Source organism: Acinetobacter sp. 1294243 (genome assembly GCF_000588015.1).
Classification (GTDB): Bacteria; Pseudomonadota; Gammaproteobacteria; order Pseudomonadales; family Moraxellaceae; genus Acinetobacter; species Acinetobacter pittii.
Genome location: NZ_JFXG01000006.1, coordinates 159,096 through 184,615, shown reverse-complemented (window position 1 = coordinate 184,615; position 25,520 = coordinate 159,096). Strand labels below are relative to the sequence as shown.

Sequence of the window (25,520 nt, the reverse complement as noted above, 5' to 3'; positions counted from 1 at the left end):
TATGAAAACGCAAACACCTTTTGCCGAACTAAGCGGTGGCCGTTTAATACTGGCAGCGTTTGTTATTGCCTTGTCGAACTTTATGGTCGTGCTCGATACGACCATTGCCAACGTATCTGTACCGCACATTACTGGTAACCTTGCTGTTTCAAGTACACAAGGCACATGGGTTGTTACGTCGTACGCCGTTGCAGAAGCGATTTGTGTACCTTTAACAGGTTGGCTTGCGGGTCGCTTTGGAACCGTTCGGGTTTTTATTTTTGGCCTGATTGGTTTTACCATTTTTTCTTTCTTGTGCGGTTTAGCAAACTCGTTAGGCATGCTGGTTTTTTTCCGTATTGGACAAGGTCTTTGCGGTGGCCCACTCATGCCACTCAGCCAAACCTTGCTCATGCGTATTTTCCCTCAAGAAAAGCATGCACAGGCGATGGGCCTATGGGCCATGACTACCGTTGTTGGACCAATTTTAGGACCAATTTTGGGTGGTCTGATTAGTGATAACCTGTCTTGGCACTGGATTTTCTTTATTAACATACCAGTCGGCATTATTTGTGTTTTAGCGGCAATCCGTTTGCTTAAACCAGCCGAAACAGAAACGATTTCTTTAAGAATCGACACGGTCGGTTTAGGTCTGTTAATTCTGTGGATTGGTGCGCTACAGCTCATGCTCGACTTGGGGCACGAACGAGATTGGTTTAATAGCACCAGCATTGTGGTGTTAGGCTTAACTGCCGCCATAGGCTTTGTGGTGTTCCTCATATGGGAGCTCACCGATAAGCATCCCGTCGTGGATGTCAAAGTCTTTAGACATAGGGGCTTTGCAATTTCGGTACTGGCCTTGTCGCTCGGCTTTGGCGCGTTCTTTGGCAGTATTGTACTTATTCCGCAGTGGCTGCAAATGAACCTTTCCTACACCGCCACGTGGGCCGGCTATTTAACTGCAACCATGGGTTTTGGTAGTTTGACCATGTCACCGATTGTGGCAAAGCTTTCGACCAAACATGACCCACGCGCACTTGCGAGTTTTGGTTTGATTTTGCTGGGTGGTGTGACCTTAATGCGGGCATTCTGGACCACAGATGCTGACTTTATGGCGCTGGCTTGGCCGCAAATCCTGCAAGGTTTTGCTGTGCCGTTCTTCTTTATTCCACTGTCAAATATTGCACTTGGTTCAGTACTCCAGCAAGAAATCGCATCTGCTGCGGGCCTCATGAACTTTTTAAGAACCATGGCAGGGGCGATTGGTGCTTCAATTGCAGTCACCGTGTGGGACGACCACGCCAAAGTTGCACGCAGTGAAATGGTGTCAAACCTTCATACAACTGAAGTACAAAACACACTTTTGCAAAATGGTTTTACGGCTGACTCGACGCTTGGAATTATTTCAAACCTTGTCGATAAAGAAGCCATTACCATGTCAGCAAACCATGTGTTTTTGTTGTTTGCAATGGTGTTTGTCTTTGCGGGACTGGTCATTTGGCTGTGTCCAAAACCCAAACAGGTCAGTGGCATGCCTTCTCACTAAACGCAAAAAAGCATCTCTTCGGAGGTGCTTTTTTTAGGCCAACTACAAAATGAGTGAGTTTATAAATAGCAGATTTTGTCTGTATTGAAAGAAATAAAGCATGCCAGAATTGGGCAAATCAGTTATAAAAGAGTGTGATAACAAACAAGGAGACATCACACAGAGCACAAAATAAATACCCTCAATCATTTAATATTATTAAAACTTTATTTTTATCAAAGATTAAAAAACTGAAGACCTGAAAACAAAGAAGCTTGCATGGCAATTGCATGGATAGGCAGGCGTATATATTGGAGTTATCACGTGAATAAAAGATATTCATTTTTGTTCAGTAGTTTATTAGCAGTCGGTTTATTACAAGGATGTGGAGATGACTCCTCGTCAGATCAGCCCAAGGATGATTCAAATACAACCCCGCCCAATTTAATTGTAGATAATGACCCGACCAGTTGTAGCAAACTGGCTCAAGACGGTTCAAGCGTGGTGGTCGGTTCAAACCAAAATGGTGCCCCAGCCGCACCAGAGGGTGCTTCGGGTTATAGACTCGGTAACACGGTTAAATACGCAGATAAATATATGGTGGTGGCAAATACGCCACTTGCGGTAAAAGCAGGCTGTGATGTTTTAAAAGCCGGCGGTAGCGCAGTCGATGCAGCCGTTGCGGTACAAGCAGTGCTTGGTTTGGTCGAGCCACAGTCGAGTACCATTGCTGGTAGTGGTTTTATGATGTATTACGATGCCAAAACCAAGCAAGTCACTGCCTATGATGGACGTGAAACCGCACCCGCCGCAGCTAACCCATATTATTTAATTCGCCAAAATATGGATGACCCAAATTCACCAGCACCTGTACCAAGTGCGCGCCGTAGTGGTCGCTCGATTGGTGTGCCGGGTGTGATGCGTTTACTTGAACAAGCGCAAAAAGAACACGGCAAACTCAAATGGAACCAGTTGTTTGATGAAGCCATTGGTTTAGCTGACAACGGTTTCCGCATACCGGGGCGTTTGGCAGATGCCATTGCAAGTAATGCAAATAGCTTGGCGCTCGATGCAAATGCAATGGCAACCTATTTCTACGCAGATGGTTCACCACGAAAAGTGGGTGAAATCATGACCAATAAAGAATATGCAAAAACGCTTGAAGCACTTGCTGTACAAGGGGCAAATGCATTGCACACTGGGCCAATTGCTCAAGCGATTGTAGCAAAAGCAGGACAAACCATAGGGGATGACCCAGCAAAAACTCCAATTACCCCAAGTTTGATGACTTTGCAGGATTTATCGAACTATCAGGTGAAAAAACGCGACCCGATTTGTACAACGTACCGTGACCGTTACTATGTATGTACCATGCCACCTCCATCTTCGGGAGGGATTGCAGTTGCGCAGACACTGGGTATTTTAGAAAACTTTGATATGTCGCTTTATCCACCTAGAAACCCTGAAAATGAAGGTGGTGTACCTGATGTGATGGGCGTGCATTTAGTGTCTGAAGCAGAACGTTTGGCCTACGCTGACCGTGACAAATATGTCGCAGACACTGACTTTGTCGCTTTACCAGCACAGGGTATTCCAAGCTTTATTGATAAAAATTACCTGAAACAACGTGCAGCACTGATTAACCCGAACCAAAGTATGGGCGTTGCACCAGCAGGTAATTTCAATACAGCTTCGGGTGTGGACACCACTGTTGAACATGGCACAACTCAGTTCACGATTGTAGATGCCTATGGCAATGTGGTTTCAATGACATCGACAGTTGAATCGAGCATGGGTTCATTCCACATGGTAGATGGTTTCTTGTTGTCAAATCAGTTAACTGACTTTAGCGCAAACCCTTATGACAGCACTGGGGCACTGGTTGCCAACCGTGTAGAAGGGGGCAAACGCCCACGTAGTACTATGGCACCAACTTTAGTGTTTAAAGGCAAAACGCCAGATGAGTTTTATATGGCAACAGGTTCACCAGGTGGAGGTACGATCATTCAATATGTAGTTAAAACATTGGTGGGTGCATTGGACTGGAACTTAAATGCACAGCAGGCCACTTTGCTTGTTAACTTTGGCGCAACCAATAGCAAAAACACCAATGTGGATAGCTCGAATGTACAACTTTCCTTAGTTGACTTGATTGAAGGTTTAAAAGCAAAAGGGCATGGCGTTGCCAACACTGCGCAAACCAGCGGTATTTCAACGATTATGAAAGTAAATATAAATAATCAAAGCAAATACGCAGGTGGGGTAGACCCTCGCCGTGAAGGGATTGTGTTAGGCAATGGAGCCTTATAGATCAAACTTTAAAAAAAGCTGTCATTTTTGGCAGCTTTTTTATGTGGCCCTTGAAAAAAACAAAAGGCTCTCCATTATGTAAATATGTTCATCAGTAGCAGACTGTTGATAAATTGCACAGCATTTTATTTTAGTTATGCTATGATGTTCAGACATTCATGGGGATGTTATTGGCTTCGACGCCGGTGATGAAACTCATAGATGCATGCCGAGAGCGCATTTTCTCTCGTAAATAAAATTTGCATTTTAATAGTCGCAAACGACGAAACTTACGCTCTAGCTGCCTAAGGGCCGCTTGTCCGCTTCCTAGAATACTTGTGGTCTGGGAACCCGACTGAAGCGCACGCACACAAGTCCGTATAGAGTCAAGCCTCGGGGCTTTATACCAAACTTAGAGGATCGCACCTTGTACCCTGTTCGTCGGGTCACTTGGTGTTAAAACAATAGACGATATCTAAGCATGTAGTATTCTCGAGCGTAGTGCTGGCGGACGCGGGTTCAACTCCCGCCATCTCCACCAAAATACTTTAAATAAATCAGCCACTTATCATAAGTGGCTTTTTTATTGACAAGATTTTGACAGGCTTTGATTTTATTAAGCCTTAAACAGGTTTGAAACGTCAATTTATGTCGTTATTGGAGTGTTCTGATAAAATTCTACTTAAAAAAAAAGAATAAATATGCCAAAGTAAGCTCCATTCTAAAATGATGATTTTGGTTACTTTTTAACATGACTCAAGTACAGCTCCAAGAACTGCAAAAACAACTTTGGAATATTGCCAACACCTTACGCGGCAAAATGGGTGCAGATGAATTTCGTGACTATATTTTAGGTCTCATTTTCTATAAATATTTATCTGAGAAAGTGTTAAACAGTGCTAATGCTGAACTTGCTGATGAAGGAATTGAATTTCCAAATTTAGATGTTAGTAATGAAGAACATCAGGAATTTTTAGAAGCCCTTAAACAAGAAAGTTTAGAAAATATGGGCTACTTTCTTGAGCCAAATCAGTTGTTTCATAGCATCGCTGAGCGTGCAAAGAAAGAAGAATTTATTCTAGATGACCTAATTCAGACATTAAAAAGTATTGAACAAAGCACGCAAGATGCTGAATCAGCAGATGACTTTGCTCATTTATTCGAAGACCTCGATTTAACTTCTACTAAGTTAGGTAACAACGCAAACGACCGAAATGAGTTGATTGCCAAAGTAATCATTCATTTAGATGCGATTGATTTTGATATTTCTAATACAGAGTCGGATGTATTAGGTGATGCTTACGAATATTTAATTGGTGAGTTTGCTTCTGGTGCAGGTAAGAAAGCAGGGGAGTTTTATACTCCACAAATGGTTTCGACCTTACTTGCTCGTATTGTCACACAAGGCAAAGAGCGTCTACGTAGTGTGTATGACCCAACATGTGGTTCAGGTTCTTTATTGTTACGTGTAAAGCGTGAAGTCGGAAATCATGTCGATGCGATTTATGGTCAAGAAATGAATCGCACCACTTATAACTTGGCACGTATGAACATGATTTTGCATGATGTTCATTTTTCTAAGTTTGATATTCGCCAAGAAGACACTTTAAAAAAACCTCAGCATTTAGATAAAAAGTTCGACGCAATTGTAGCGAACCCTCCATTTTCAGCGAAATGGTCGGCAGATCCATTGTTTATGAATGATGAGCGTTTCAAGTCATATGGTAAACTTGCGCCAAGTTCTAAAGCTGATATGGCGTTTGTTCAGCACATGCTGTACCAGTTGGATGAGCACGGCACAATGGCGGTGGTACTTCCGCATGGTGTGCTGTTCCGAGGTTCAAGTGAGGGGCATATTCGTCAGTTTATGATTGAGCAGATGAATGTGATTGATACCATTATTGGTTTACCTGCCAATATCTTTTACGGCACTTCTATTCCGACCTGTATTTTGGTGCTTAAGAAAAACCGAGAGCATAAAGACAATATTTTGTTTATTGATGCCAGTAATGAGTTTGAAAAGCAGAAGAATCAAAACAAGTTATTGCCTGAACATTTAGACAATATTATTGGGGCTTATGAAAACCGCCAAAATATTGATAAATACGCGCATGTCGCCACTTTAAAGGAAGTTAAAGACAACGACTTTAACCTGAATATTCCACGTTATGTCGATACCTTTGAAGCTGATGATGAGATCGATCTAGATGCGATCGCTCAAGCGTTGCAAGCTTTGGAAGTAGAAAGCCAAAAAACTGATGTAGTGATTAATGATTTCTGTAAAGAACTTGGGATTGTTTCGCCATTTACGGAGGTGAAGTAATGTCTGTTCCAAAGTTACGATTTAAAGAGTTTGATGGGGAATGGCATCAATCCTCTTTAGGACAGTTGACTAATTATTTTAAAGGATATGCATTTAAATCAGAATCCTACAAAGAGAGGGGAGTGCGAATAATTCGTGTATCTGATTTAGGTCGAGATTCAATAAAGTATGACAATGATGCAATTTTTTTAGATGAAGCTGAATCATCAGATTATGAAAATTGGATGCTTAAAAAACACGATATTATAATTACTACTGTTGGGTCAAAGCCTCATTTGATTGATTCTGCTGTAGGCCGACCAATTTATATTAAAAATAATTACGAAGGTTTATTAAACCAGAACTTATTAGTTTTACGTCCTATCAATAACGAAATAGAACCATATTTTATTTTTTCTCAATTATTAGATAATAAGTATTTGACACATATTGAAACTATTCAAAGAGGAAATGCAAATCAATCAAATATAACTGTAAAAGATTTACAAGAATTTAAAGTATTCAGTACAGCAAAATCAGAACAAACCAAAATTGCCTCTTTCCTTTCCGCAGTCGATGAAAAGATTAAACAACTAACTCAAAAACACGAGTTACTCAGTCAGTATAAACAAGGCATGATGCAAAAGTTATTTAGTCAGCAGATTCGTTTTAAAGCGGATGATGGGAGTGATTTTGAGGAGTGGGAGAAAACTATTCTAGGTAAGATTGGTATTTTCTTAAAAGGTAAAGGAATATCTAAAGCGGACATTGTTCAGAATGGTGCAATACCATGTATCCGTTATGGAGAATTGTATACTCAATATGGAGAAGTTATTTCAAATGTCATTTCTGCTACTAATCTAGAGGTAAATAGCTTAGTTTTAAGCAAAGCAAATGATGTCTTGATTCCTGCTTCTGGAGAAACACAAATTGATATTGCTACTGCCAGTTGTGTGCTACAAAGTGAAGTTGCTCTTTCAGGTGATTTAAATATTTTTAGAACTGAAGAAAATGGTGTTTTTCTTAGTTATTTAATTCGATCACATTTAAAAATGCAAATTGCTCAATTAGCACAAGGTAATTCGGTTGTTCACTTGTATTCTAGTCAATTAAAAGGTGTTCAATTAAATCTACCTTGCCTAGAAGAACAAACCAAAATCGCCAATTTTCTCTCAGCTATCGACCAAAAAATTGAAGTCGTGGTACAACAAATTGAACAAGTTAAACAGTGGAAAAAAGGTTTGTTGCAGCAGATGTTTGTGTAAATATAAAAGGTAGCGATCATGAAAAAACTATTGAGAAAATTAACTTTGCTTTCAACACTTCTTTTTATGAGTAATTTAAGTTTTGCCGATATATTTAACTTTGAAAAAATAGATATTAATCAAATTACTCTTAATGAGATCATGAAAAATGTCTATAAGATGAAAAATGGTGAATACCAAATTTCCAATAAGCCTAACCAAGTCTTAGTAAAAGGAAGTCCACAAGTTTTATTGACGATGAGGCCTACAACTGAGTATCAAAATATTCAAGGTAAAATACGCTATGAGGTGGTTTTAGAAATTGATGAGTTGGTGAATGGAAAACCTAAAAAATATGAAGAATATGCCCAAAATGTCGATGCTTTTACTTTTGCAAAAGATATAGATCAGGGTAAATATACTTTAGTGGGAATGTCACTACAAAGTTCAGTCTGTACGTTTAAAGATAATTAAGTATTAAGATATAGAGCTTTTCAAATATAAAATTAATAGATTTAGAGTGAACTAAATAAATGCAGATTTATCGTATCCAAGACCAAAGACTTGTTGAGTTAACAGAATCTCCTTTTCGCTTAGAAAAAGAGATTCAATCAGTTTTTGAGAACAACCTTCACGAGTTTACAGGTCTAGAGTTTATTAAATCTGAGTTCACAATTAAAAGTAACCGTATTGATACGCTCGCTTTTGACCCTGAAAGTAAAGCATTTGTTATTATTGAATACAAACGTGACCGCAATTATAGCGTGATAGATCAAGGTATTTCTTACTTAAATCTAATGCTGGAATATAAAGCAGATTTTATTGTCGAATATAATGAAAGCCAGGCTAAAAATTTAAAGCGACAAGATGTAGATTGGTCACAAAGTCGAATTGTTTTTGTTTCACCAAGCTTTACTGATTTTCAAAAGCAATCGACCAACTTTAAAGATTTAGGTATCGAGCTTTGGGAAATTAAACGTTATGAAGGGGGAATTATTTCAATTAACCCGATGCAAAAAACTAAATCTGCGCCATCAATTAAACAAGTTCAAACAGAAAGCTCTAAAGAGATAAAAACGATTTCAAAAGAAATCAAACAGTACGATGAAGATTATCATCTAGCAGATAAATCAGATGATATTAAAGAACTTTATGAACAGTTTAGAGATTCAATTTTAGGCTTAACTACAGATTTAGATGTTTACCCTAAAAAAATGTATATCGCATTCCGTAAAGGAAAACGAAACTATGTTTATATGAGTATAGGCACAAAACAAATCCGTATTTGGTTAAATATGCCTTTTGAATCATTAGATGACCCGAAGAAGATTGCAAGAGATGTAAGTAATATCGGGCATTGGGGAAATGGAGACTGTGAAATCATTGTTTCAAATACTGAAAATCTAGAATATATTTTGAGCCTTATTAAGCAACTCTTAAAGTAGAAAACTTTATCTTAAAAACTATTTTATATTTTTGTCTTATGGAACAGCAGTTTAATAAATGCTATTTTATTATAGGATAATTGGTATAAATCAGTAATTAATAAACAAAGTTAAGAGATTGAATAGTGTCTACACAAAAAGAGCTGGAATTAGAAGCTTTACTCATACAACAACTAGAAACTTTAGGTTATGAACGTTTCCAGCTGCGTAATGAAACAATGCTATTAGAAAATCTTAAAAGAAAAATTCAGCAGCTTAATAAAATTGAAAAACCATTTTCAGATTCAGAGTGGAAGCAAATCTGGCATTACTTGAGTAATGAAACTACAGTATTTAAAAAAGCAGAGCTATTACGCAATCGCTGCCCAGTCAAATTCGATGATGGGTCTGTAAGACATGTACATTTTATTAGTGAAGACGTGCAAGAAAATAGTTTTCAGGTATCGAACCAAGTTGTAGCGGATCACCGAGATTTAAACGGACGCACTAGCCGTTTTGACGTTACCTTGTTAATTAATGGTTTTCCATTAGTACAAATTGAGATTAAAAAATCTGGTGTAGAACTAAAAAAAGCCTTCGAGCAAACATTAGAATATGCCAAAACTGCCTATAAATCAGGCGAAGGTTTATTTGGCTTTATTCAGTTTTTTGTAATTAGCAATGGTGTAAATTGCTTGTACTATGCAAATGGTACACAAAGTATTGAGTTTGCTTTCCCATGGACAGATGAAAAAAATAAAAAAGTTAATGATTTAGGCAAATTCACTAATAGTTTTTTAGACCCGCAACATCTGACCAAAATGTTGATGCAATATGTTGTTATGCATCAGTCGACTCAAAGTTTAATGATTTTACGTCCATATCAGATTTATGCCGTAGAAAAGATTATTGAACATATTAAAACTTCACCAGACAATGCTTATATTTGGCATACCACAGGTTCGGGCAAAACACTGACTTCCTTTAAAGCCAGTCAGTTACTCATTAAACAGCCAGAAATACAGCGAGTTATCTTTGTAGTCGACCGTAAAGATTTAGACGGTCAAACCGCAGAAGAGTTTAATAAGTTTCGTGAAAACAGTGTAGACAGTACAACCAATACAGCAAACTTAGTTAAACAACTGCGTTCTTTAGATAATCGTTTGGTCGTGACAACCATTCAGAAATTGAACAATGCAATTTCAAATGACCGTTATGAAAATGAAATGGCTTTTCTAAAAGATCAAAAAGTTATTTTTATTTTTGATGAATGTCATCGTAGCCAGTTTGGTGAAACGCATCAAAAAATTAAAAAGTTCTTTAAAAATGCGCAAATGTTTGGTTTTACAGGAACACCAATTTTTGAAAAAAATGGCCACATCATAAGTGGGGAAAAATTTACCACTGAATATTTATTTCCAAAGCTATTATATAAATATGTGATTGTAGATGCCATTAACGATGGCAATGTCTTACCGTTTAACATCGATTATTTAGGACGTTTCGTACATAAAAATCCAGAAGCACAAGAAGAAAAAATAGAATCAATTGATAAAAGAGAACTTTTTGAAAATGAACGCCGAATTGAAAAAATTGTACGTGAAGTAATTGCAACACATGCTAGCAAAACTAATCAGCGTGAATTTAATGCAATGTTTTGTGTATCTTCAGTTCCAGCACTCATTCAATATTACGATAAATTTGAAAAAGTGCAGGCTGAGCTACTAGAAAAAGCACAACAGAATAATGAGCTTTATCAACCTCTCAATATCGCAACTATATTTTCTTATGCACAATCTTCAGCGCAGCAAGCTAGTGAAGCTGATGATGATTTTATTGCAGAGGAAGAAGTTGATGCGCCTAAACAAGTTGATGAGTTTGCAGAGAAGAAATTAACCCAATATATCGCAAATTATAATCAAACCTTTAATACTAACTATAGTCTTGGTTCAGGATTTTACGATTATTATCAAAATATTAGTAGTCGAGTTAAGGCCTACGGTACAGATAAAAATAAAGGTAAAGAAATTGATATCTTACTGGTCGTAAACATGTTTTTGACGGGGTTTGATTCAAAACGGCTTAATACTCTTTATGTTGATAAAAATTTAAAACATCATGGTTTAATTCAAGCTTTTTCACGTACCAATCGAGTCTATGGTCAGACAAAGCCTTTTGGAAATATCGTGTGCTTCCGAAATCTTAAACAAGCGACTGATGATGCATTGATTATGTTTTCTGATAAAGAAGCAAAGAATGTTGTCGTTGTTAGCCCTTATGAGCAAGTAATAAAACTCTATGAATCAGCAGTAAATAATTTATTAAACATTACACCTACATGCCAGTCTGTTGATGACTTATATGGCGAAAGTGAAAAAGAATCGTTTGTGTATGCCTTCCGTGATGTAATGAGGCTAAATAATCGTTTAAAAATGTATTCAGAGTACGATCAAGATGCTACTTCTTTTACAAAACAAGATTTTGAAAATTATTCATCAAAATATAAAGATCTAGCTTTTAGCTACCAAATGAGACCGAACTTAGCTGAAAAAACTTCAGTACTAGATGAGGTCGATTTCCAGCTCGATTTATTGTTTAGTGATCGAGTGAATGTAGATTACATTTTAAAATTACTTAAACTTATTATTAATTCTAAAAATCAGGAACAGAAAGACAGTAGAGTCAAACAGCTTAAGGATTTATTGAATAATAATATTTCTTTATACGATAAGCGTGATTTGATTGAAAAATTTATCAATGAGCAAATTCCTAAAATGGTAACAGGGGAAACTGTACAAGAAGCCTTTGCCGCATTTTGGGATATGGAAAAACATCGTGCCTATGATATTTTCTGTAATGAAGAGCAGCTAAAAAAAGATGAGTTCAATAGAGTTGTAGATAATTTTGAATTTACAGAACGGTTACCGCTCATTCATGAAATTAAAGAACTACCGATAAAAAAACCACCATTAGGAAGAAAGCGAGCAATATATTATGCGGACTTACATACCAAGACGAATGGATTGTTAAGTCGCTTTGATTTGAAAATATAAATCTTTCTAATTGTCTAACATGTTTAACTTTTAAAAAAAGGATACAGGTTGTGTTTATAGTTGAAATTATAAATGCTGGGGTTAAGAAGAAAGCAAAAATAAATAAAATGTTTTTAGATAAGGGGCCTTTCTGTATTTACTATATTCATGATGAATATGGTTTTCCTAAGCCTATTGCTCGATGTGACCAAATAGAAGAAGTCGAAGTCATAAGAGATTTAACTACAAAAAAGGCGACAACAAAAGGTTATGAATTTTCAGAAACAACGACCTCCACTTCAGATTTAATAACTCGAACCTTGCTTGGAGGAGCATTGAAGGGCACAACTGGAGAAATAATAGGAGGTGTGACAGCAGCTAAAAAAACTCAAACTGTGCAAGTGAGTCAAAGTACAGAAGAAATAGATAAGCATCTATTACAGCTAAAAGTTAAATTTTTGGATGGAAATACTTTAATAATTAACACAGATAATCCAGAGGTCATGGAGTTACTATTTTCTTATGTTGGTGTTCAGCCCGTTGATGAGAGTGAATTACAAAAGCTAAGAAAATTATCTTTACAACAAAGAGATAAAGAAAAGTTAAGAGATTTTAAGTTTGTCAACGATCAAGAGTCTTATGAACAGGCAAATCAAATAGCTACTGAAAAGCTTGCTCAATTTAAGCATGCGAGTAAGCAATCTTTACTATCGCGGAGCTTATTTATATCTTTTTTAGTTTCTTTTATCGTCGCTTTTCTACTCAAAAGCTTTGTAGGGTTGCTAGTCTCTTTTATAGCTTTTTTAATTTTAGGTTTAGTTATTTCAAAGGTTATTTATATTAAACTTAATTTTCATAATGAAAGTAAAAAAGCTAGATACCATGCTTTATTTGAAGAAGAAGTGTTTAAACAAATTACCTCAATAAGAGATAAAAAATAGAAGCTAACAAATTTATCTTTACTTGTTTTTAGCTTTTATTTTTCAGCTAAAAACTGTCTCCCCAAGGCTTCCCATTGCAACACAAATTAAAATAGCTATTCTAAACAGTCATAATTTTTGGGGCGTTACTGAAAGTGTGGGGACATACTCTGAAATTTGGGGAAATTTCAAAAGATGATTACTCCGCTGGGGAGCGGTTTTGAAAAGGGTAATCATTCATTTTTTAATAATTTATAAGATTTGGTTAGATCAAATGAACAACTTAATAACGAGATTTTTAAGTAATCTGGGGCAGTGGCATGAAACAGCACTTACAACGACTAAAGCCATTATTGCTATAGGTGTACTATGCTTAGTCGCATATTTAGTGACGATTAGCTATATTCCTTCGGAAATTAGCTTTGGTGATACGCTCATTTTTCTACTGATTTTTGTAGCGTGTTCTATTATTTATGCGGGGCTAAGCACGATTTTGTTTTTCTTTGGTATTTCCTTAGTTCCAGTGACATATATCATCTTTAGTGTGGTTGATAAGTATTTACCACCCCATATCAGAATTGGACAAAAACTGCCATTTCCAAAGATTAGCATTACCACATTGGCTGCATCTCTTTATCTGTTATATGTTATTCATAGTTTGTTTTTACTGCATTGGAAAATCAATCTTTACATAGGTATTACCGTATTTTTTATTGCCTTTACTTATTATCCTTTTTATATCAACCGACAGAAGATTAAAGAATTTCGTATAAAGTTTGAGAATTTACAAGATATTATTGATGACCCAGATGCAAGTGACCATCTTAAAACATTTGCGATAAAGAAATTCAAAAGATTAGAAACGCATATTAATGATAGCTTACAAGTCGCCATTATTTTGATCTTGATACCACTTGTCCCCATGTTTTTTATGGAAGAGGTTGGTAACACGTTTCTAAATTATGCCATGCAAAAAACTGGTGTGAGAGTAGAAAAAGCAACTTTATATATTAAAGAACCTTATGCAAATTTAATTGCACTACCAAAATCAACCACTAAAGAATTGAGTCAGTATAAAACCTTTATTTTTAAAGATGTTAAAGTTTTATTTCAAGGCATTGGTAAAAGCACTTTAGTTTCTTACAAAGTGAAAGATATTGAAAAGCAGTTAGTTATTCCCAATGACTATATTACTGTAGAGCGAGCTCAGAAGGCCGATAAGTAAAGTTATATATCACTCGTTAATAATTAGTTATTTTGGTATCCCCCAGACCCCCGTGCCACAACAGAAGTTTAATTCTTTCTAGAAAAAACCCTGAATAATCAGGGCCTTTTCTCGCTTAGATTAATTTTTTACATTCAATATCATTTAACGGTGAATCAGTTTTCATAATGATTTTTTCAATTTTCGGTTGAAGTATCAAAGCCTCTTTTGAAAGTTCTTTCGCTTTAGCTGATATCTCACTTCCGCTTTTTTCTTTGAGTTTTATATATTTTTCAATGTATTTATTACTTACACATAATGAATCTAAAGCATCAATTGACATCTTACTTTTTTTGCCAGAAGCCATTAAATCTAGATCATCATTAAGCTTTATGTCTAAAGAATCGTAAGTTGTATTGACTGCATACATTAAAAAAGTGGCATAACTTAGCAACTGATCATTAGTTTGAGTTACCTTGTTAACTTCATTGTATGCTGCTTTATATAAGGATTTTGTGTAATAAAGCTGATTAAACTGGGCATAGAGTGATGCTTCATTTGCTTGGGTTATATCAGCTTCAGTAATTCCATGTTTTTGAGGGCGGACTTGGCTACATGCTACCGTTAAAAGAGACAATAAAATAATACAAAGTTTAGATTTCACAATTAATTAACCATTTCTTATTCAGGCAGGGAATAACTAGATTTAGCTATAACTAATTTATAAAATTAGCTATATAAAGCTTCTTTTAATGGGAGCTTTATATAGTAATATTTAATTAATATTTTCAGCTACTTACAAACTTTCTGAAAAGTTGCTAGAGATTTGTCTTTGCTATCTCTTAGCTTGATAATTTCATTTCTTGCTTCGTATAGTTGCTTAACACTTTTCTTGGTGTCTTCGGTGATATTGGCTTTATATCGCTCATCCATATTATTTATATAGTTTTGCATGTAGACGGTCAGCCAACAGACATCGTTGAGGTCGGTATAATCAAACTTATTTTTATCTAAGCCAGTTAACCAATTACCATACTCTTCGTTAAGTAGACTTTGTGCAGTTCTTACTTTTACAAAAGTATTTTTGAAAATAATCTCTTTTAGAGCTGGCTCTTGTTTTACGTCTTTATTGGCTTCCAAAATCAACTTTCTATTATCAGTAACGTAATTCTTAAAGTCCTTTTGAATAAATGTATCTATATCCTCTTTTTCAGATGCTTTACATCCATTGAAGCCAACCAAAAGAAGCGGTGCTAAAAATATTAATATCGTTTTCTTCATATTATTACTCGTGACTAGAAACTACTAAGTGGCGGTGTATATTGATATTGTCGTATAAACTGCGATACGGTAGCACTATCATACGGATAACTAAATACTTTTTTATATATTCTCATTAATAGGTATGGTCGATTATTAAAATGAATAGGTTAAGCTAATTAAAAGATATCTCTTAAAAGAGGAGTCTTTCATAAAGAAATCTTCTATTGACATAAAGATGACTTACTCTGAAATTTTAAATAACTTTCTAAGATATTAACCCTATATGGTTACATATAACTTATTTTTTAGTTTAAGTAAGTTTTGATATTATTGTATTGAAAATTAGAGCAGGAACTATAATGACAAGTCCTATTTTTTTACAAGACCTTCCTATTGAACAATTAGAAAAGCTTTCAAAAAATGATATTCAAAAGATTTCTAATGCTGAAAAACTCTATTGGGATAATAAACCTCATATTATTTACTACGTGGCTGTACATGGTGCTAAAACTCAGAACGATGGTTTAGTTAATGTATCTTCTACTAATACAAAAATTAAAGGATTATCTATTGCCCGTGTTGGAGATGAAGTTATTTATGCAGATGGCACAACCTCCAAAATCATCTCTGGTGCTGGTACAGCATGTATTGTTGATGGATCACCGGTAGCTCTAGTGGGCAGTCGATTAGAAAATGGGGATGAAATTATTGAGAGTCCGAATAATACTATTGCGATTAGAATTTACAAAGATCAGGCCTTACCTCAAAACTTTTTGAGTCATGACTAATTTTTAAGGGGTAGGCTATGGCTAAAGGTTTTGCGATTCACAACGCTATTACTGATCATGGTGGAGTTGTTCCATCTACACAATCGAGAAGTTCTCAGATGGGAAACTTGTTTGTTAGAGCTGGTGATGGTCATATGTGCCCTAAATGCAGGTGTTGGTCAGTAGTTATTAAAAGTCATGACCATGTGATTTTTGATGGTAAACCAGTAGCATATGTGGGTGATAAATTATCATGTGGTGCAACGATTCAACCACAACAGTCTCATGTTGTAGGAGAGAGTGGTAGTCCTTATTCTGGAAAGGACAACCAAAAAGATTCATCTATTAATAAAAAATTTGATGAGCAAGTTCAAGTAGAAATCAATAACAGTTTTTCAGAGCTTTTTGCAGGATTAGGCTATAGACTTAAAGTTGGAGAAAAGGTCATTGAGGGAACTTTAGATTCTAATGGCAAAACAGAAAGATTTGAAACTCAGAATGCTGCACAGGTTTCTGAATTTGAAATCTTTTTTAAAGACAAAATTAAATATTTCTCAGATTTAGATGGAGAAGAGTAAAATGGGCTTTAGTATTCTTGAAAATAATTTAGATAAAATAATTACTAATAATAAGAAAGATAGCTTAGCCAAATTGAAATTAAGGACGAGAACTTTAACAGCAGGGGAAATTGAGTTATGCCAATTAGTCTATAAAAATACAATAGATTATTCTAAAGTTACAATTATAGAAGGTAGTTTTTTTCCATTTGATTTACAGAATGAAGATACTTTTGTGACTCCAAATGGACATATTTTCATTCCAACCAAACATTTTTTATTGGATTATAGTAAGGAAGATATAAGCTATAAACATTTATTTATTCACGAAATGGGGCATGTTTGGCAACATCAAAGAAAGAATAGAGTACTTATAAGTGCGGGAATAGCACAGGCATGTACAGTTTTTAAGGACCCATATAAATATAATATACATAATGCCGACACTGTGGCTGACTATGTCAGATATAAGAGTAATAAGAAATTTGTAAATTACAACCTAGAGTCACAAGCAGAAATTTTTGCAGATTACTGGGCATTAAAAACAAATAATTTACAGGCTATTAGTAGAAAAAACTTAATCAATATAGATAGAAATAACTTACAGGCTACAATAGCAGTCTATGAAGCAAAAATAAGAGAAGTAATTAAGTAGATCGATATGAAAGAGAAAAAAATTGTTGGATATGTCTTAGTAACATTATTTTTAATTTCAATTATTTTTATGCTCAATAAAAATAAGAATGAAGAATTTAAAATAAGCTTGATACATGATAGCTTAGTTATCAATTTCCCAAATAAAATCTTTGTTAAAAATTATGCAATTAAAGATTTTGAAAAAGATAATTTTTCAACTCCAAATGGACCAACAGAGTATAGAAAAGTATTAGAAAACTCATACTACAAAGAAGTTGATCATATAAAAATAGAAAATATTTCAAAATACAACATTATACCAGATCATGCTTATTTTTATGTTATGACTCAAGAAAATGATCATGATTTAAATGCTAGACTAAAATCTCTAGGTTTCTGTATAAAAGGAAATAGTGTGCTATTACAAAGTAGCCGAGAGAAGGATTCAGATTTTATAGAAAAATGTCATGCTAAAGATAAATAAAATTTTAACCCTGATAGTAATCATTTATTATTAACAAGATAAAATTTTAATGAAACTATTATATTTATTACTTTTTATTAGTAGTACTGTTAACGCCTCTCCATATGCCACCCTATATGTAAAAATTAAAGACAATGATGTCTGTGTATTTACAAAAGGAGATTACGATAAAACACCGGATGACAAAACTTTGATTTACATGGGAAAAGTGGATGGAATTAATACTTTTCATGATTCTTATTCAAAGACTTATTTGAATCTTAAAATGCCTATTATTGAAGAGAACTGTATTAAAATTAATAAATCAGAGTTTAAAGAGAATTTGCCCTATTCGATTTGGCTTGAAACTGATCAAGAGTATAATCAACGAATATGTGTAAATCAAAATTCCGAAGGAAAAACTGTATTATTAGATGCTAAAGCAGATCTAGAAAAAGGTACATATTGTGGCACAAACCAATATGATTACTCTAGCAATAGCCTTTGGACTAAATTAAAAAATCTTTATTATTGGTTAGTTAGCTTATTTTAGAGCTTTAAAATTCAAAGTATTTTATATGAAATCACTTAATAAGTTTCTTATTTTATTTATTCCTTTTCTAGTTATGGGTTGTACAAGCTATAACAGAACAAGAACCGATATTGTTATTTATAAAAATGAAGGAAATCTCTATTTCTCATTCCCGATAGATAAAAAAGTTTTGGTATATCATTATGAAATTAATGACTATGAAAACTTTGAATCAGATGGTATGACTTACAAACGACTATTTGTTTCTCAAGAAATTGACAAAGAAATGAAAGAGATTATTTTGGAGAACTATAAATCAAATGAAATTGTAGAAAAACATGCTTACTATATGTTGCTAGGAGAACAAGGATTAAATAACACTAGTGTTGGATTCACTACTATAGGTTTTTGTTTGTATAAAGATAAGGTTCTTACCGAACAGAAAAGTGAGAACACTAATACATTTATTCAAAAATGCCATGATTTATAATGCTGTAAATAAAACTACGCAGATGCTTAACCTCAGACCTAGTAGTGGGGGGATTACATTAAAAGTACTTTGCATTAAATTATTGTATTTACTGATTTTTATGAGTGGTTCTGTTAGTGCTTCTCCCAGTTCAACATTATATGTAAAAATTAAAAACAATAATGTGTGTGTATTTACAAAAGGGGGTTATGATAAAGCATATGGAAACCAGACTTTAATTTATATGGGTAAAGTAGATGGAATTAATGCTTTTCACTCTTCATATTCAAAAACTTATTTGAATCTTAAAATGCCTATTATTGAAGAAAACTGTATTAAAATTAAATCTTCTGAATTTAAAGAGCCTTTTCCATATGATGTTGTTCTTGAAACAGACCAATCATATACACAAAGAATTTGCGTAAATAAGACTTCAGAAGGTCACATAACATTATTAGAAGCTGAAGCAGACCTTGATAAAGGTATATATTGTGGCATTAATCAATATGATTACTCTAGTAATGGCCTTTGGACTAAATTAAAAAATCTCTTTTATTGGGTAATTAATTTTTTAAATTAAAACACTTAAAGAGATCATAGATGATTTTGGATACTATATATGTATTCAGTTATAGCTCTTCATTTCCACAAGTGAAGAGTTTTTTATTCTATAGTCTGACACACAATTGATCGAATCTAGTTCATTTCGAGTAGTCGAAATGGGAGAAAGATACAATTGAACCAAACTCTCTTATAAGCAGGCCCCCGTGCCACAACAGAACTTTAATTTTTTGCGCTGATTTAAAGTCATCCACCATTGCGACACAGAGATAAGGGAGCTAAGCCAAACGCTTAGCCCATGTCTTCTTTATCGCACCGCCGCATCACACTAAAAAAAGTAGGGGCAAAGTCCTGTGGGAGAGCAGGACTTTGCAAACTGACATGTTCTAGACGTTGCATGAGCTTATGCGAATACACTTGTTCAAGCCGTTGGTAAATACAGTCGCAACTGGCTTGGGTGTGCCCACCAGACAGGCAAATTTCTTCAAAATCCTGCTGAGTGTGAATGTCGCAACCAGAACACCGTAATCGCCTATTAAAAGGCTTAAAGCCAAAATAGGTTTATAAAGTTTCATATTATTCTCGTGATAATTTTCACTAAGTTATTAATAAAAAATAAGCCGCTTATATTTAAAGTATTAAAATCATTTAAAAGGGAATAGTTAACCCGCCTGAAATACAGGAAAATAAAATGATTAAAATTTTAAAATAAAATTATTTATAAATTTAAAATATTTTAGGTGAGAGAAAGCCTAAATTTTAAATAAATAAAATTACGAAAGAGGATAGGGGATTAATATAAAAAATGTCATGGTCAACTCCTAGAATTTATGGAGCTCTACCACCAAAGATCACCGTCAATTGATTATGGTGGTAGAACGGAAGAGGGTTGACAGACTGGGTATACAAACCAGCACGCGCAAGCGCGTCCCCCTCCCGTCCTACCGCAACGGTAAGGGGGAGGTGCAAGTTGCGCACAAGTCTCATACTCAGGGAGTATTTACCTGATACGCTGTATACTCGGTCTGTCAAAACCGACTGGCAATGTAGGCCAGCGAGACCATAATAATCATAAGTTTTTAACAGGTCAATTCAATTTAAATAAAATATTATAAAAAATTAAAATATAAATTTATATTTTAATTAAACTCAAAAGTTTATCGAATTAAATCGGTGAATTAATAAATATAATAAAGTTAAACTAAACGTTTAACCTGCTCTTAAAATGTATAACGGTAATTAATAAATACACGGTGCTGGTCCCAATCTTTACGGGTCATACCATTTATTTTTTCACCTAGGTTTGCATTTTCAAACTTTGACTCATAATGCAAAAATGAATAACGCACATCTAAGTTTTTCACCCACGGCAAGGCATAATTCACCGTAAAGTCAAAGTAACGCTCTTTACCTTCAATATCACTGCTGATGTTACTTTGGTGAGCGCCAAAGCCATGAATATACTTCGCTTCGGTTTTTAAACCTTTCACGTAGTCTTTCCAGTTATATTTCAGGCGAAGAGCAACGGCGGTTTCATCGTTATTGGTAAAGTCAGGGCCAATGGTCGCAGAGGTTGGAAATGGGTTGGTGCCGTGGTCTTGCGTTAAAAACGAGTTGCGGGCGGAATGAACGGCAAAGTTATCTTCAATCCAAAAACCATCAAACTTTGAAACGGCAATGCCACCTTCGAGGTTATTCTTGGCCACATTTACATCGACAAAATAACCATTGCCACGGTTGTTAATGTCTTGGCCTTTGACACAGTCCAGCTCGGTTTCGGCACCGCATTTAAACAGCTTGCCATCATCACGCGAGAAAAAAGCACCTGTATTAAATGTCCACGCCAAGCCATGCAAGGGCAGTTTATATTGAGCAATTGCCCCGTACTTTTTTAAATAATCTTTGCTATTTAAATACTCGGCATTCAGGCTCCAGTTTTTGTACTGATACTTGGCACCGAGCAAACCGACATAATCAATGCGCTCGTCATTTTCAGTCACCAGTTTTTCAAATGAGTCCATGCTGCGCGGTTTCCAGCGGTCATAGTAAGCAATGTAAGTTTGTAGCTGATCATTCAATTGAAACTGACCACTCGCACCCGAAAAAGTATCGGGCACCGCGCGGTTGTTGGTACTTTTGAGTAAAAGCGAGTCTTGCAGCTGGCGGCCTAATTTAATTTCGCCTTTATCGCCCAGTTTAGCTTTGATGTAGAGCTGCCCTAAAGTCGCAAAGTTTTGGTCGAGCTTGCCGTTATTTTCAACTTCTAAAAGCTGAGCACTAGGCTTGCCAGAGTCAAATAACTTGGTAACTGCATAGAGTGAGCTATCTACTCCAAGCCAGTCCCACATGTAAGGTGACTGATAATTTAACTCAAGCCCTAAAGCGCTTTGTTCATATTCACTCGACGAAGGCGAAGGGTTAGCAAGCGTGGGGTGGGCAGTGCCTTCATCGTTCCAGTAACGGGTGTTAAGTTTTAATTCTAACTTGCCAAATTCTTGAGGAAGCTCTGCATAAGCATTGCTCACGCTGCCTAAACCAATACAGCCCCATAGCAAATATTTATTCATTTTAAATTCCTTTTTTAAGCATGAATAAGTCCTTTGCCTAACGCTTAGGTTAGGCAAGCTTTTTATGAAATGGATGAATTAAGGAGAGAGTTTTTCGAGCACTTGGCCTTTGGTTTCAATGGCAAACAAGAAGGTCACTAAGCCACCAATGAGCGCCACAACGGCAAGCACACTAAACACATATTGAATGCCATAGCCACCAACCACGAGGCCGACCATAACAGGCCCAATTGCAGAGCCAGCACGTAACCAAGCGGTACTAAAACCAATGCCCATCGCACGTAGGCGAGTAGGGTAAAGTTCGGCAGCGTAGAGGTATAAAGAGAATGAAATGGTCTGCAAAATGGCATAGCTAATCGTTGCGAAAATTACAACTTCCATTGCCGATTTTGCGCCTAAAACCGAGAGGCTCATGAGAGGAATGATCGCTAAGAAAAACGCTGCACTGTACCAAGGGCGACGGCCGACTTTATCAATCATTAACGCACAGATAATAGAGGCAATCACCCCCACGCCCGACGTAATCCAGCCATAACCTAAACTGGTTTGCAGCGACAGGCCAAAGTGTTGTTTGTAAAGAGATGGCAGCCAAGTCACCATGGCATTGTTCACCATATACACGCAAAACCACATGCCCCACAGGGTAAAGGTACGTTTGCGGTAGATGCCACGGAACAACTCGCGCCAATCGGTTTTTGCCATGCCTTGTGGGTTAATTTCTTTAACCACAGGTTCAGCCAAAGTTTTACCACTTTTGATGGCACCGTCTTCAAAGCTTTTGACGACTTGATCGGCTTCTTTAAAACGACCTTTTGAAGCAAGCCAACGCGGTGACTCAGGCAAGAAAAACCGTAAAGGAATGACCAGTAAAGATGGAATTAGGCCCACAATAAACATGACTTCCCAGCCGTAAATGGGCATCAGGAAAAATGCCGCCATACCTGCAAACATAAGACCAAGTGGGAATAAAACTTCATAGAGCAAGAAAAACTTACCGCGCTTTTCCGCACCAATAAACTCATTAATATAGGCACTCGCAACAGGCACTTCGCCGCCTGTGCCAACCCCTTGTAAGAAACGGAAAATTAACAGTGACATTCCGCTCCAAGCAAATAGACAGGAAATGTCCATTGCTACAAACAGTAAAATGGTAAAAGACAGCACTTTTAAACGACCGACTTTTTCGGCAAGAGAACCAAAAAAGATCGCACCGACCAATTGCCCGACATAGCCCGCGGCAATGATTGCGCCGACATAGGCAGGCGTCAGATGCCATTCGGTAATGAGTTGGGGTAAAGCAAAGGCAATTGCAAGAACAGTATAAGCGTCAAAAAAGGTCGCGATCCCAATGGTAATTCGCATAAATTGCAATCGACCAGTGACGGGTAGCCGTTCAAGTCTTGCAATAATTTCCGCATTTTTTTGATGATGACTAATTTGTTCTACATCCGCTAGATTTGTCATCTTCTATCTCCTTATTACTACATTCCTCGTAGTTTTGTTGTTCTATTTCGCACTACCTGTTCACCACAGTTTGCATGCTTTTTATTATTGTTTTTAAGAGACATGCCCGATGTTTGGCCTCAGGCAGCGTACAGGAAAAAAAGGCTAGCGTACATGCTAGCCTGAATAGAATTTAAGCAACGGCTTGGATTAAATCGACCTTGCCAATTCCAGCTTGACGCATTGCATCATGAATTTCTTGCTCAGCACCATCTGCCAGTGGAAGCAGTGGCGAACGCACAGTGGCATGGTCCAAAATGCCGCGAGCAACCAATGCATGTTTAAGCGCGACCGTACCTTCCATGTGTGAACCGCGGTGATAAACATTGCGAGTCACTGGTAATAATTGGTCGTGAATCGCACGAGCTTTGGCGTAATCTTTAGCTTTACCTGCTTTAATCATTTCAATTAACAGTTCAGGGGCAATGTTGCCATAGCCAACCAAAGCACCGTCTACATCAAACATGGTGTGAAGCAAATATTCATCATGGCATGTCAACACCTGTAAGTCTGGGCGTTCACGGCGAATAATCGGAATTTCGACATCCCAGCGGCGCATGTTACGTACACCATTTTTCATGGCAAATACGCCTGGCTGTGCAGAAATATCGAGTAGAGTCTCTAGGTCGTAAGTGGCCTTCGTTGCATCTGGATATTGGAATAAAATAGATGGCAAACCGCTTTCTTCATAAATCGCTTTATAGCGGTCTTGTGGCGCGCCTTTTTGATAGCCAAAACGCAACCAGCCGTGTGAAGGGTAAATCAAACCTGCCGAAGCACCTGCACTGACTGCACGTTTTGCTTCTTCTGCTGCAACCGAAGTACCTTCGAGTGTAATCCCTGCGATTACCGGAATTTTGTCATCTACTGATTTAACAAAGCTTTCGATGACCTGCATTTGTTCTTTTTGTGACAAGAATGTTCCTTCACCTGCATGCCCAAGAACAACCAAGCCTTTCACACCATCAATACTGCCTAACCATGAACCTAAACGTTGAATTGCATTATGGTCTACTTGTCCGTCACGGGTAAAAGGAGTCACAGGTGCTGGGGTTAATCCACGTAAATCTAAACTCATAATCGTACTTCCTATACAGTGTAATTAAATATTCTCTGGTTCTTAATCTGACTTAAATCGTGTTGTAGAGAACATGATTGGAGTATAGAAATAGGTGAGCTATGTAGGAATTACCAATTCTTGAATTTCAGTTATACTGAAAATGTATGGCTCAAAATGCTACCTATTTACGATTTAGGAAGAATCGATGAATTATGAATTATGGAAAATATTTTTAGACGCGGTGGAGCTGGGTAGCTTAAGCAAAGTCGCGATGCTGCATAACACCAACCAACCACAAATTAGTCGGCAAATGAACGAGCTTGAAGCACAATGTGGCGGACGTTTATTTAATCGAACTGGACGAGGCGTTGAACTGACCGATTTAGGCCAGCATTTACTTCCTAAAATTCGTTCATGGTTAAACGTGACCGACCAACTGAATAATGAAATTTTGCACTCGACCGATACCCCGATCGGCACAGTTCGCATTGCCAGTTTGCCGTCTACTGCTCATCCATTGTTATCGACTCTGTATAAAGTGCTTCAAGAGAAATATCCCTTAATTAAGCTGTCAGTCCGTGAAGGGCAAGGCGTGCATTTGGAAAAATGGCTTGAAGATGGCAGTGTTGATTTAGCCATACTCTATCGGTTTAATCCAACGCCTAAACAGGGGGATGTTTACCTTACCGAAGCTGATACCTATTTGGTCGGTTGTGAAGGCGATGTGCTCACTCAGGCTAGTGAAGTCGATTTTAAAGACGTAAGTCAGTTACCGCTGGTCACCTTTTGCAGACCAAGTAACTGGCGTAATTTTTTAGACCATATGGCTTATGAAAATGGGGTAGAGCTGAATATTGTGTTTGAAGCCGATTCGATTAGTTTACAAACCCATTTGGTTTCAGATTCTCGCATGTACACCATGCTGGGACCACAAGCGTTAAAGAAGGCCAGCCAATACACCTCAATTCAAGCCGCAAAAATTATTAACCCTGCGCTAAAGCGCTACATTTCTTTGTCTATTTCTAAACATGGCTATTTAACGCCTGCGTGTAAGGCTGTGATGGAAGAAATTAGAAATCTTGCCGATTTGCTTTAAGAAAAGTGCAGCAAAGCGAGCGGGCAATTAATTCAATTTATTAAACAGTGATTTAAGTTTTACTTGAATTATTGCTTGACTTGTTTAAATGATAATTATTATCATTTGCGGGTTCCTTGTTTTGAGT

At 36.5% G+C, this 25,520-nt stretch carries 22 protein-coding genes, 1 other RNA gene and 1 pseudogene; 18 read left to right on the top strand and 6 right to left on the bottom strand.

Annotation, left to right across the window (positions count from 1 at the left end; genetic code table 11):
• Window position 1 precedes the first annotated feature (1 nt).
• The 10 genes from J655_RS13760 (at window position 2) to J655_RS13720 (ending at window position 13,940) form a co-directional block, all read left to right on the top strand.
• Entirely contained in the window at window positions 2-1,525 is a 1,524-nt protein-coding gene (locus J655_RS13760) for a DHA2 family efflux MFS transporter permease subunit (protein ID WP_032052518.1), read from the top strand.
• Between the two features lie 303 nt (window positions 1,526-1,828).
• Window positions 1,829-3,814, top strand: a complete 1,986-nt coding sequence (gene ggt, locus J655_RS13755; RefSeq protein WP_032052517.1) for a gamma-glutamyltransferase — start codon at window positions 1,829-1,831, stop codon at window positions 3,812-3,814.
• A 160-nt stretch (window positions 3,815-3,974) separates the two neighbouring features.
• Window positions 3,975-4,334: a transfer-messenger RNA gene (ssrA, locus tag J655_RS24220) on the top strand.
• Between the two features lie 210 nt (window positions 4,335-4,544).
• Window positions 4,545-6,116 carry a type I restriction-modification system subunit M gene (locus J655_RS13750; protein ID WP_032052516.1) on the top strand — a complete coding sequence of 524 codons (1,572 nt, stop codon included), beginning with the start codon at window positions 4,545-4,547 and terminating at the stop codon, window positions 6,114-6,116.
• A complete protein-coding gene (locus J655_RS13745; protein ID WP_032052515.1) occupies window positions 6,116-7,360 on the top strand; it encodes a restriction endonuclease subunit S in 1,245 nt (414 codons plus the stop codon). Before J655_RS13750 ends, J655_RS13745 begins: the two co-directional genes overlap by 1 nt.
• Before the next feature lie 18 nt (window positions 7,361-7,378).
• A complete protein-coding gene (locus J655_RS13740) occupies window positions 7,379-7,813 on the top strand; it encodes a hypothetical protein (protein WP_032052514.1) in 435 nt (144 codons plus the stop codon).
• Window positions 7,814-7,872: 59 nt separating this feature from the next.
• Entirely contained in the window at window positions 7,873-8,784 is a 912-nt protein-coding gene (locus tag J655_RS13735; protein ID WP_032052513.1) for a DUF5655 domain-containing protein, read from the top strand.
• Between the two features lie 125 nt (window positions 8,785-8,909).
• Window positions 8,910-11,816: a type I restriction endonuclease subunit R gene (locus tag J655_RS13730; RefSeq protein WP_032052512.1), complete on the top strand. Its 2,907-nt coding sequence runs from the start codon at window positions 8,910-8,912 to the stop codon at window positions 11,814-11,816.
• A gap of 50 nt (window positions 11,817-11,866) precedes the next feature.
• On the top strand, window positions 11,867-12,736 hold the full coding sequence (locus J655_RS13725) for a hypothetical protein (RefSeq protein ID WP_032048027.1): 870 nt from the start codon (window positions 11,867-11,869) through the stop codon (window positions 12,734-12,736).
• 253 nt (window positions 12,737-12,989) lie between these two features.
• Window positions 12,990-13,940, top strand: a complete 951-nt coding sequence (locus J655_RS13720; RefSeq protein ID WP_032052511.1) for a hypothetical protein — start codon at window positions 12,990-12,992, stop codon at window positions 13,938-13,940.
• A gap of 115 nt (window positions 13,941-14,055) precedes the next feature.
• Here J655_RS13720 and J655_RS13715 read toward each other — a convergent pair whose 3' ends face one another.
• Entirely contained in the window at window positions 14,056-14,583 is a 528-nt protein-coding gene (locus J655_RS13715; protein WP_016804826.1) for a hypothetical protein, read from the bottom strand.
• Between the two features lie 128 nt (window positions 14,584-14,711).
• Window positions 14,712-15,200, bottom strand: a complete 489-nt coding sequence (locus J655_RS13710; protein ID WP_032052510.1) for a hypothetical protein — start codon at window positions 15,198-15,200, stop codon at window positions 14,712-14,714.
• 341 nt (window positions 15,201-15,541) lie between these two features.
• Here J655_RS13710 and J655_RS13705 point away from each other — a divergent pair, with 341 nt between their 5' ends.
• From J655_RS13705 to J655_RS13685, 7 genes are all read left to right on the top strand, one after another.
• Complete coding sequence (locus J655_RS13705) at window positions 15,542-15,970, top strand: PAAR domain-containing protein (RefSeq protein ID WP_016141971.1); 429 nt, start codon at window positions 15,542-15,544, stop codon at window positions 15,968-15,970.
• A gap of 17 nt (window positions 15,971-15,987) precedes the next feature.
• On the top strand, window positions 15,988-16,527 hold the full coding sequence (locus J655_RS13700; protein ID WP_005803094.1) for a PAAR domain-containing protein: 540 nt from the start codon (window positions 15,988-15,990) through the stop codon (window positions 16,525-16,527).
• 1 nt (window position 16,528) lies between these two features.
• Complete coding sequence (locus J655_RS13695; RefSeq protein ID WP_000506972.1) at window positions 16,529-17,161, top strand: hypothetical protein; 633 nt, start codon at window positions 16,529-16,531, stop codon at window positions 17,159-17,161.
• Between the two features lie 6 nt (window positions 17,162-17,167).
• Entirely contained in the window at window positions 17,168-17,626 is a 459-nt protein-coding gene (locus J655_RS13690) for a hypothetical protein (protein ID WP_005803091.1), read from the top strand.
• A gap of 49 nt (window positions 17,627-17,675) precedes the next feature.
• The gene (locus J655_RS0104450) at window positions 17,676-18,158 is read left to right on the top strand and encodes an NF045616 family extracytoplasmic (lipo)protein (protein ID WP_005803089.1); all 483 of its coding nucleotides are present in this window, start codon (window positions 17,676-17,678) and stop codon (window positions 18,156-18,158) included.
• A gap of 25 nt (window positions 18,159-18,183) precedes the next feature.
• Window positions 18,184-18,627: a hypothetical protein gene (locus J655_RS0104445; RefSeq protein WP_005803088.1), complete on the top strand. Its 444-nt coding sequence runs from the start codon at window positions 18,184-18,186 to the stop codon at window positions 18,625-18,627.
• A 73-nt stretch (window positions 18,628-18,700) separates the two neighbouring features.
• A complete protein-coding gene (locus J655_RS13685) occupies window positions 18,701-19,186 on the top strand; it encodes an NF045616 family extracytoplasmic (lipo)protein (RefSeq protein WP_032052509.1) in 486 nt (161 codons plus the stop codon).
• A gap of 272 nt (window positions 19,187-19,458) precedes the next feature.
• Here J655_RS13685 and J655_RS24595 read toward each other — a convergent pair.
• The 4 genes and pseudogenes from J655_RS24595 to J655_RS13670 all read right to left on the bottom strand — a co-directional run bounded on the left by J655_RS24595 (window position 19,459) and on the right by J655_RS13670 (window position 24,315).
• Window positions 19,459-19,742 (bottom strand): annotated as a pseudogene (locus J655_RS24595) (hypothetical protein).
• 645 nt (window positions 19,743-20,387) lie between these two features.
• Window positions 20,388-21,734 (bottom strand): OprD family outer membrane porin, encoded by a 1,347-nt coding sequence (locus J655_RS13680; RefSeq protein ID WP_032052508.1) that lies wholly within the window; start codon window positions 21,732-21,734, stop codon window positions 20,388-20,390.
• A gap of 78 nt (window positions 21,735-21,812) precedes the next feature.
• The gene (locus J655_RS13675) at window positions 21,813-23,198 is read right to left on the bottom strand and encodes an MFS transporter (RefSeq protein ID WP_032052507.1); all 1,386 of its coding nucleotides are present in this window, start codon (window positions 23,196-23,198) and stop codon (window positions 21,813-21,815) included.
• 172 nt (window positions 23,199-23,370) lie between these two features.
• Window positions 23,371-24,315, bottom strand: coding sequence for a dihydrodipicolinate synthase family protein (locus tag J655_RS13670; RefSeq protein WP_032052506.1), 945 nt, complete (start codon window positions 24,313-24,315; stop codon window positions 23,371-23,373).
• Between the two features lie 187 nt (window positions 24,316-24,502).
• Here J655_RS13670 and J655_RS13665 point away from each other — a divergent pair, with 187 nt between their 5' ends.
• Window positions 24,503-25,393: a LysR family transcriptional regulator gene (locus J655_RS13665; protein ID WP_032052505.1), complete on the top strand. Its 891-nt coding sequence runs from the start codon at window positions 24,503-24,505 to the stop codon at window positions 25,391-25,393.
• Window positions 25,394-25,520 lie beyond the last annotated feature (127 nt).

Excerpts from the sequence above, each read along its gene's own strand:
- J655_RS13670 (WP_032052506.1), bottom strand. The coding sequence starts at position 24,315 with ATGAGTTTAGATTTACGTGGATTAACCCCAGCACCTGTGACTCCTTTT.
- J655_RS13740 (WP_032052514.1), top strand. The coding sequence starts at position 7,379 with ATGAAAAAACTATTGAGAAAATTAACTTTGCTTTCAACACTTCTTTTT.
- J655_RS13695 (WP_000506972.1), top strand. The coding sequence starts at position 16,529 with ATGGGCTTTAGTATTCTTGAAAATAATTTAGATAAAATAATTACTAAT.
- J655_RS13700 (WP_005803094.1), top strand. The coding sequence starts at position 15,988 with ATGGCTAAAGGTTTTGCGATTCACAACGCTATTACTGATCATGGTGGA.
- J655_RS13750 (WP_032052516.1), top strand. The coding sequence starts at position 4,545 with ATGACTCAAGTACAGCTCCAAGAACTGCAAAAACAACTTTGGAATATT.
- J655_RS13675 (WP_032052507.1), bottom strand. The coding sequence starts at position 23,198 with ATGACAAATCTAGCGGATGTAGAACAAATTAGTCATCATCAAAAAAAT.
- J655_RS13710 (WP_032052510.1), bottom strand. The coding sequence starts at position 15,200 with ATGAAGAAAACGATATTAATATTTTTAGCACCGCTTCTTTTGGTTGGC.
- J655_RS13720 (WP_032052511.1), top strand. The coding sequence starts at position 12,990 with ATGAACAACTTAATAACGAGATTTTTAAGTAATCTGGGGCAGTGGCAT.
- J655_RS13680 (WP_032052508.1), bottom strand. The coding sequence starts at position 21,734 with ATGAATAAATATTTGCTATGGGGCTGTATTGGTTTAGGCAGCGTGAGC.
- J655_RS13735 (WP_032052513.1), top strand. The coding sequence starts at position 7,873 with ATGCAGATTTATCGTATCCAAGACCAAAGACTTGTTGAGTTAACAGAA.
- J655_RS13760 (WP_032052518.1), top strand. The coding sequence starts at position 2 with ATGAAAACGCAAACACCTTTTGCCGAACTAAGCGGTGGCCGTTTAATA.
- J655_RS13665 (WP_032052505.1), top strand. The coding sequence starts at position 24,503 with ATGAATTATGAATTATGGAAAATATTTTTAGACGCGGTGGAGCTGGGT.
- J655_RS13705 (WP_016141971.1), top strand. The coding sequence starts at position 15,542 with ATGACAAGTCCTATTTTTTTACAAGACCTTCCTATTGAACAATTAGAA.
- J655_RS13690 (WP_005803091.1), top strand. The coding sequence starts at position 17,168 with ATGAAAGAGAAAAAAATTGTTGGATATGTCTTAGTAACATTATTTTTA.
- J655_RS0104445 (WP_005803088.1), top strand. The coding sequence starts at position 18,184 with ATGAAATCACTTAATAAGTTTCTTATTTTATTTATTCCTTTTCTAGTT.
- J655_RS0104450 (WP_005803089.1), top strand. The coding sequence starts at position 17,676 with ATGAAACTATTATATTTATTACTTTTTATTAGTAGTACTGTTAACGCC.
- J655_RS13745 (WP_032052515.1), top strand. The coding sequence starts at position 6,116 with ATGTCTGTTCCAAAGTTACGATTTAAAGAGTTTGATGGGGAATGGCAT.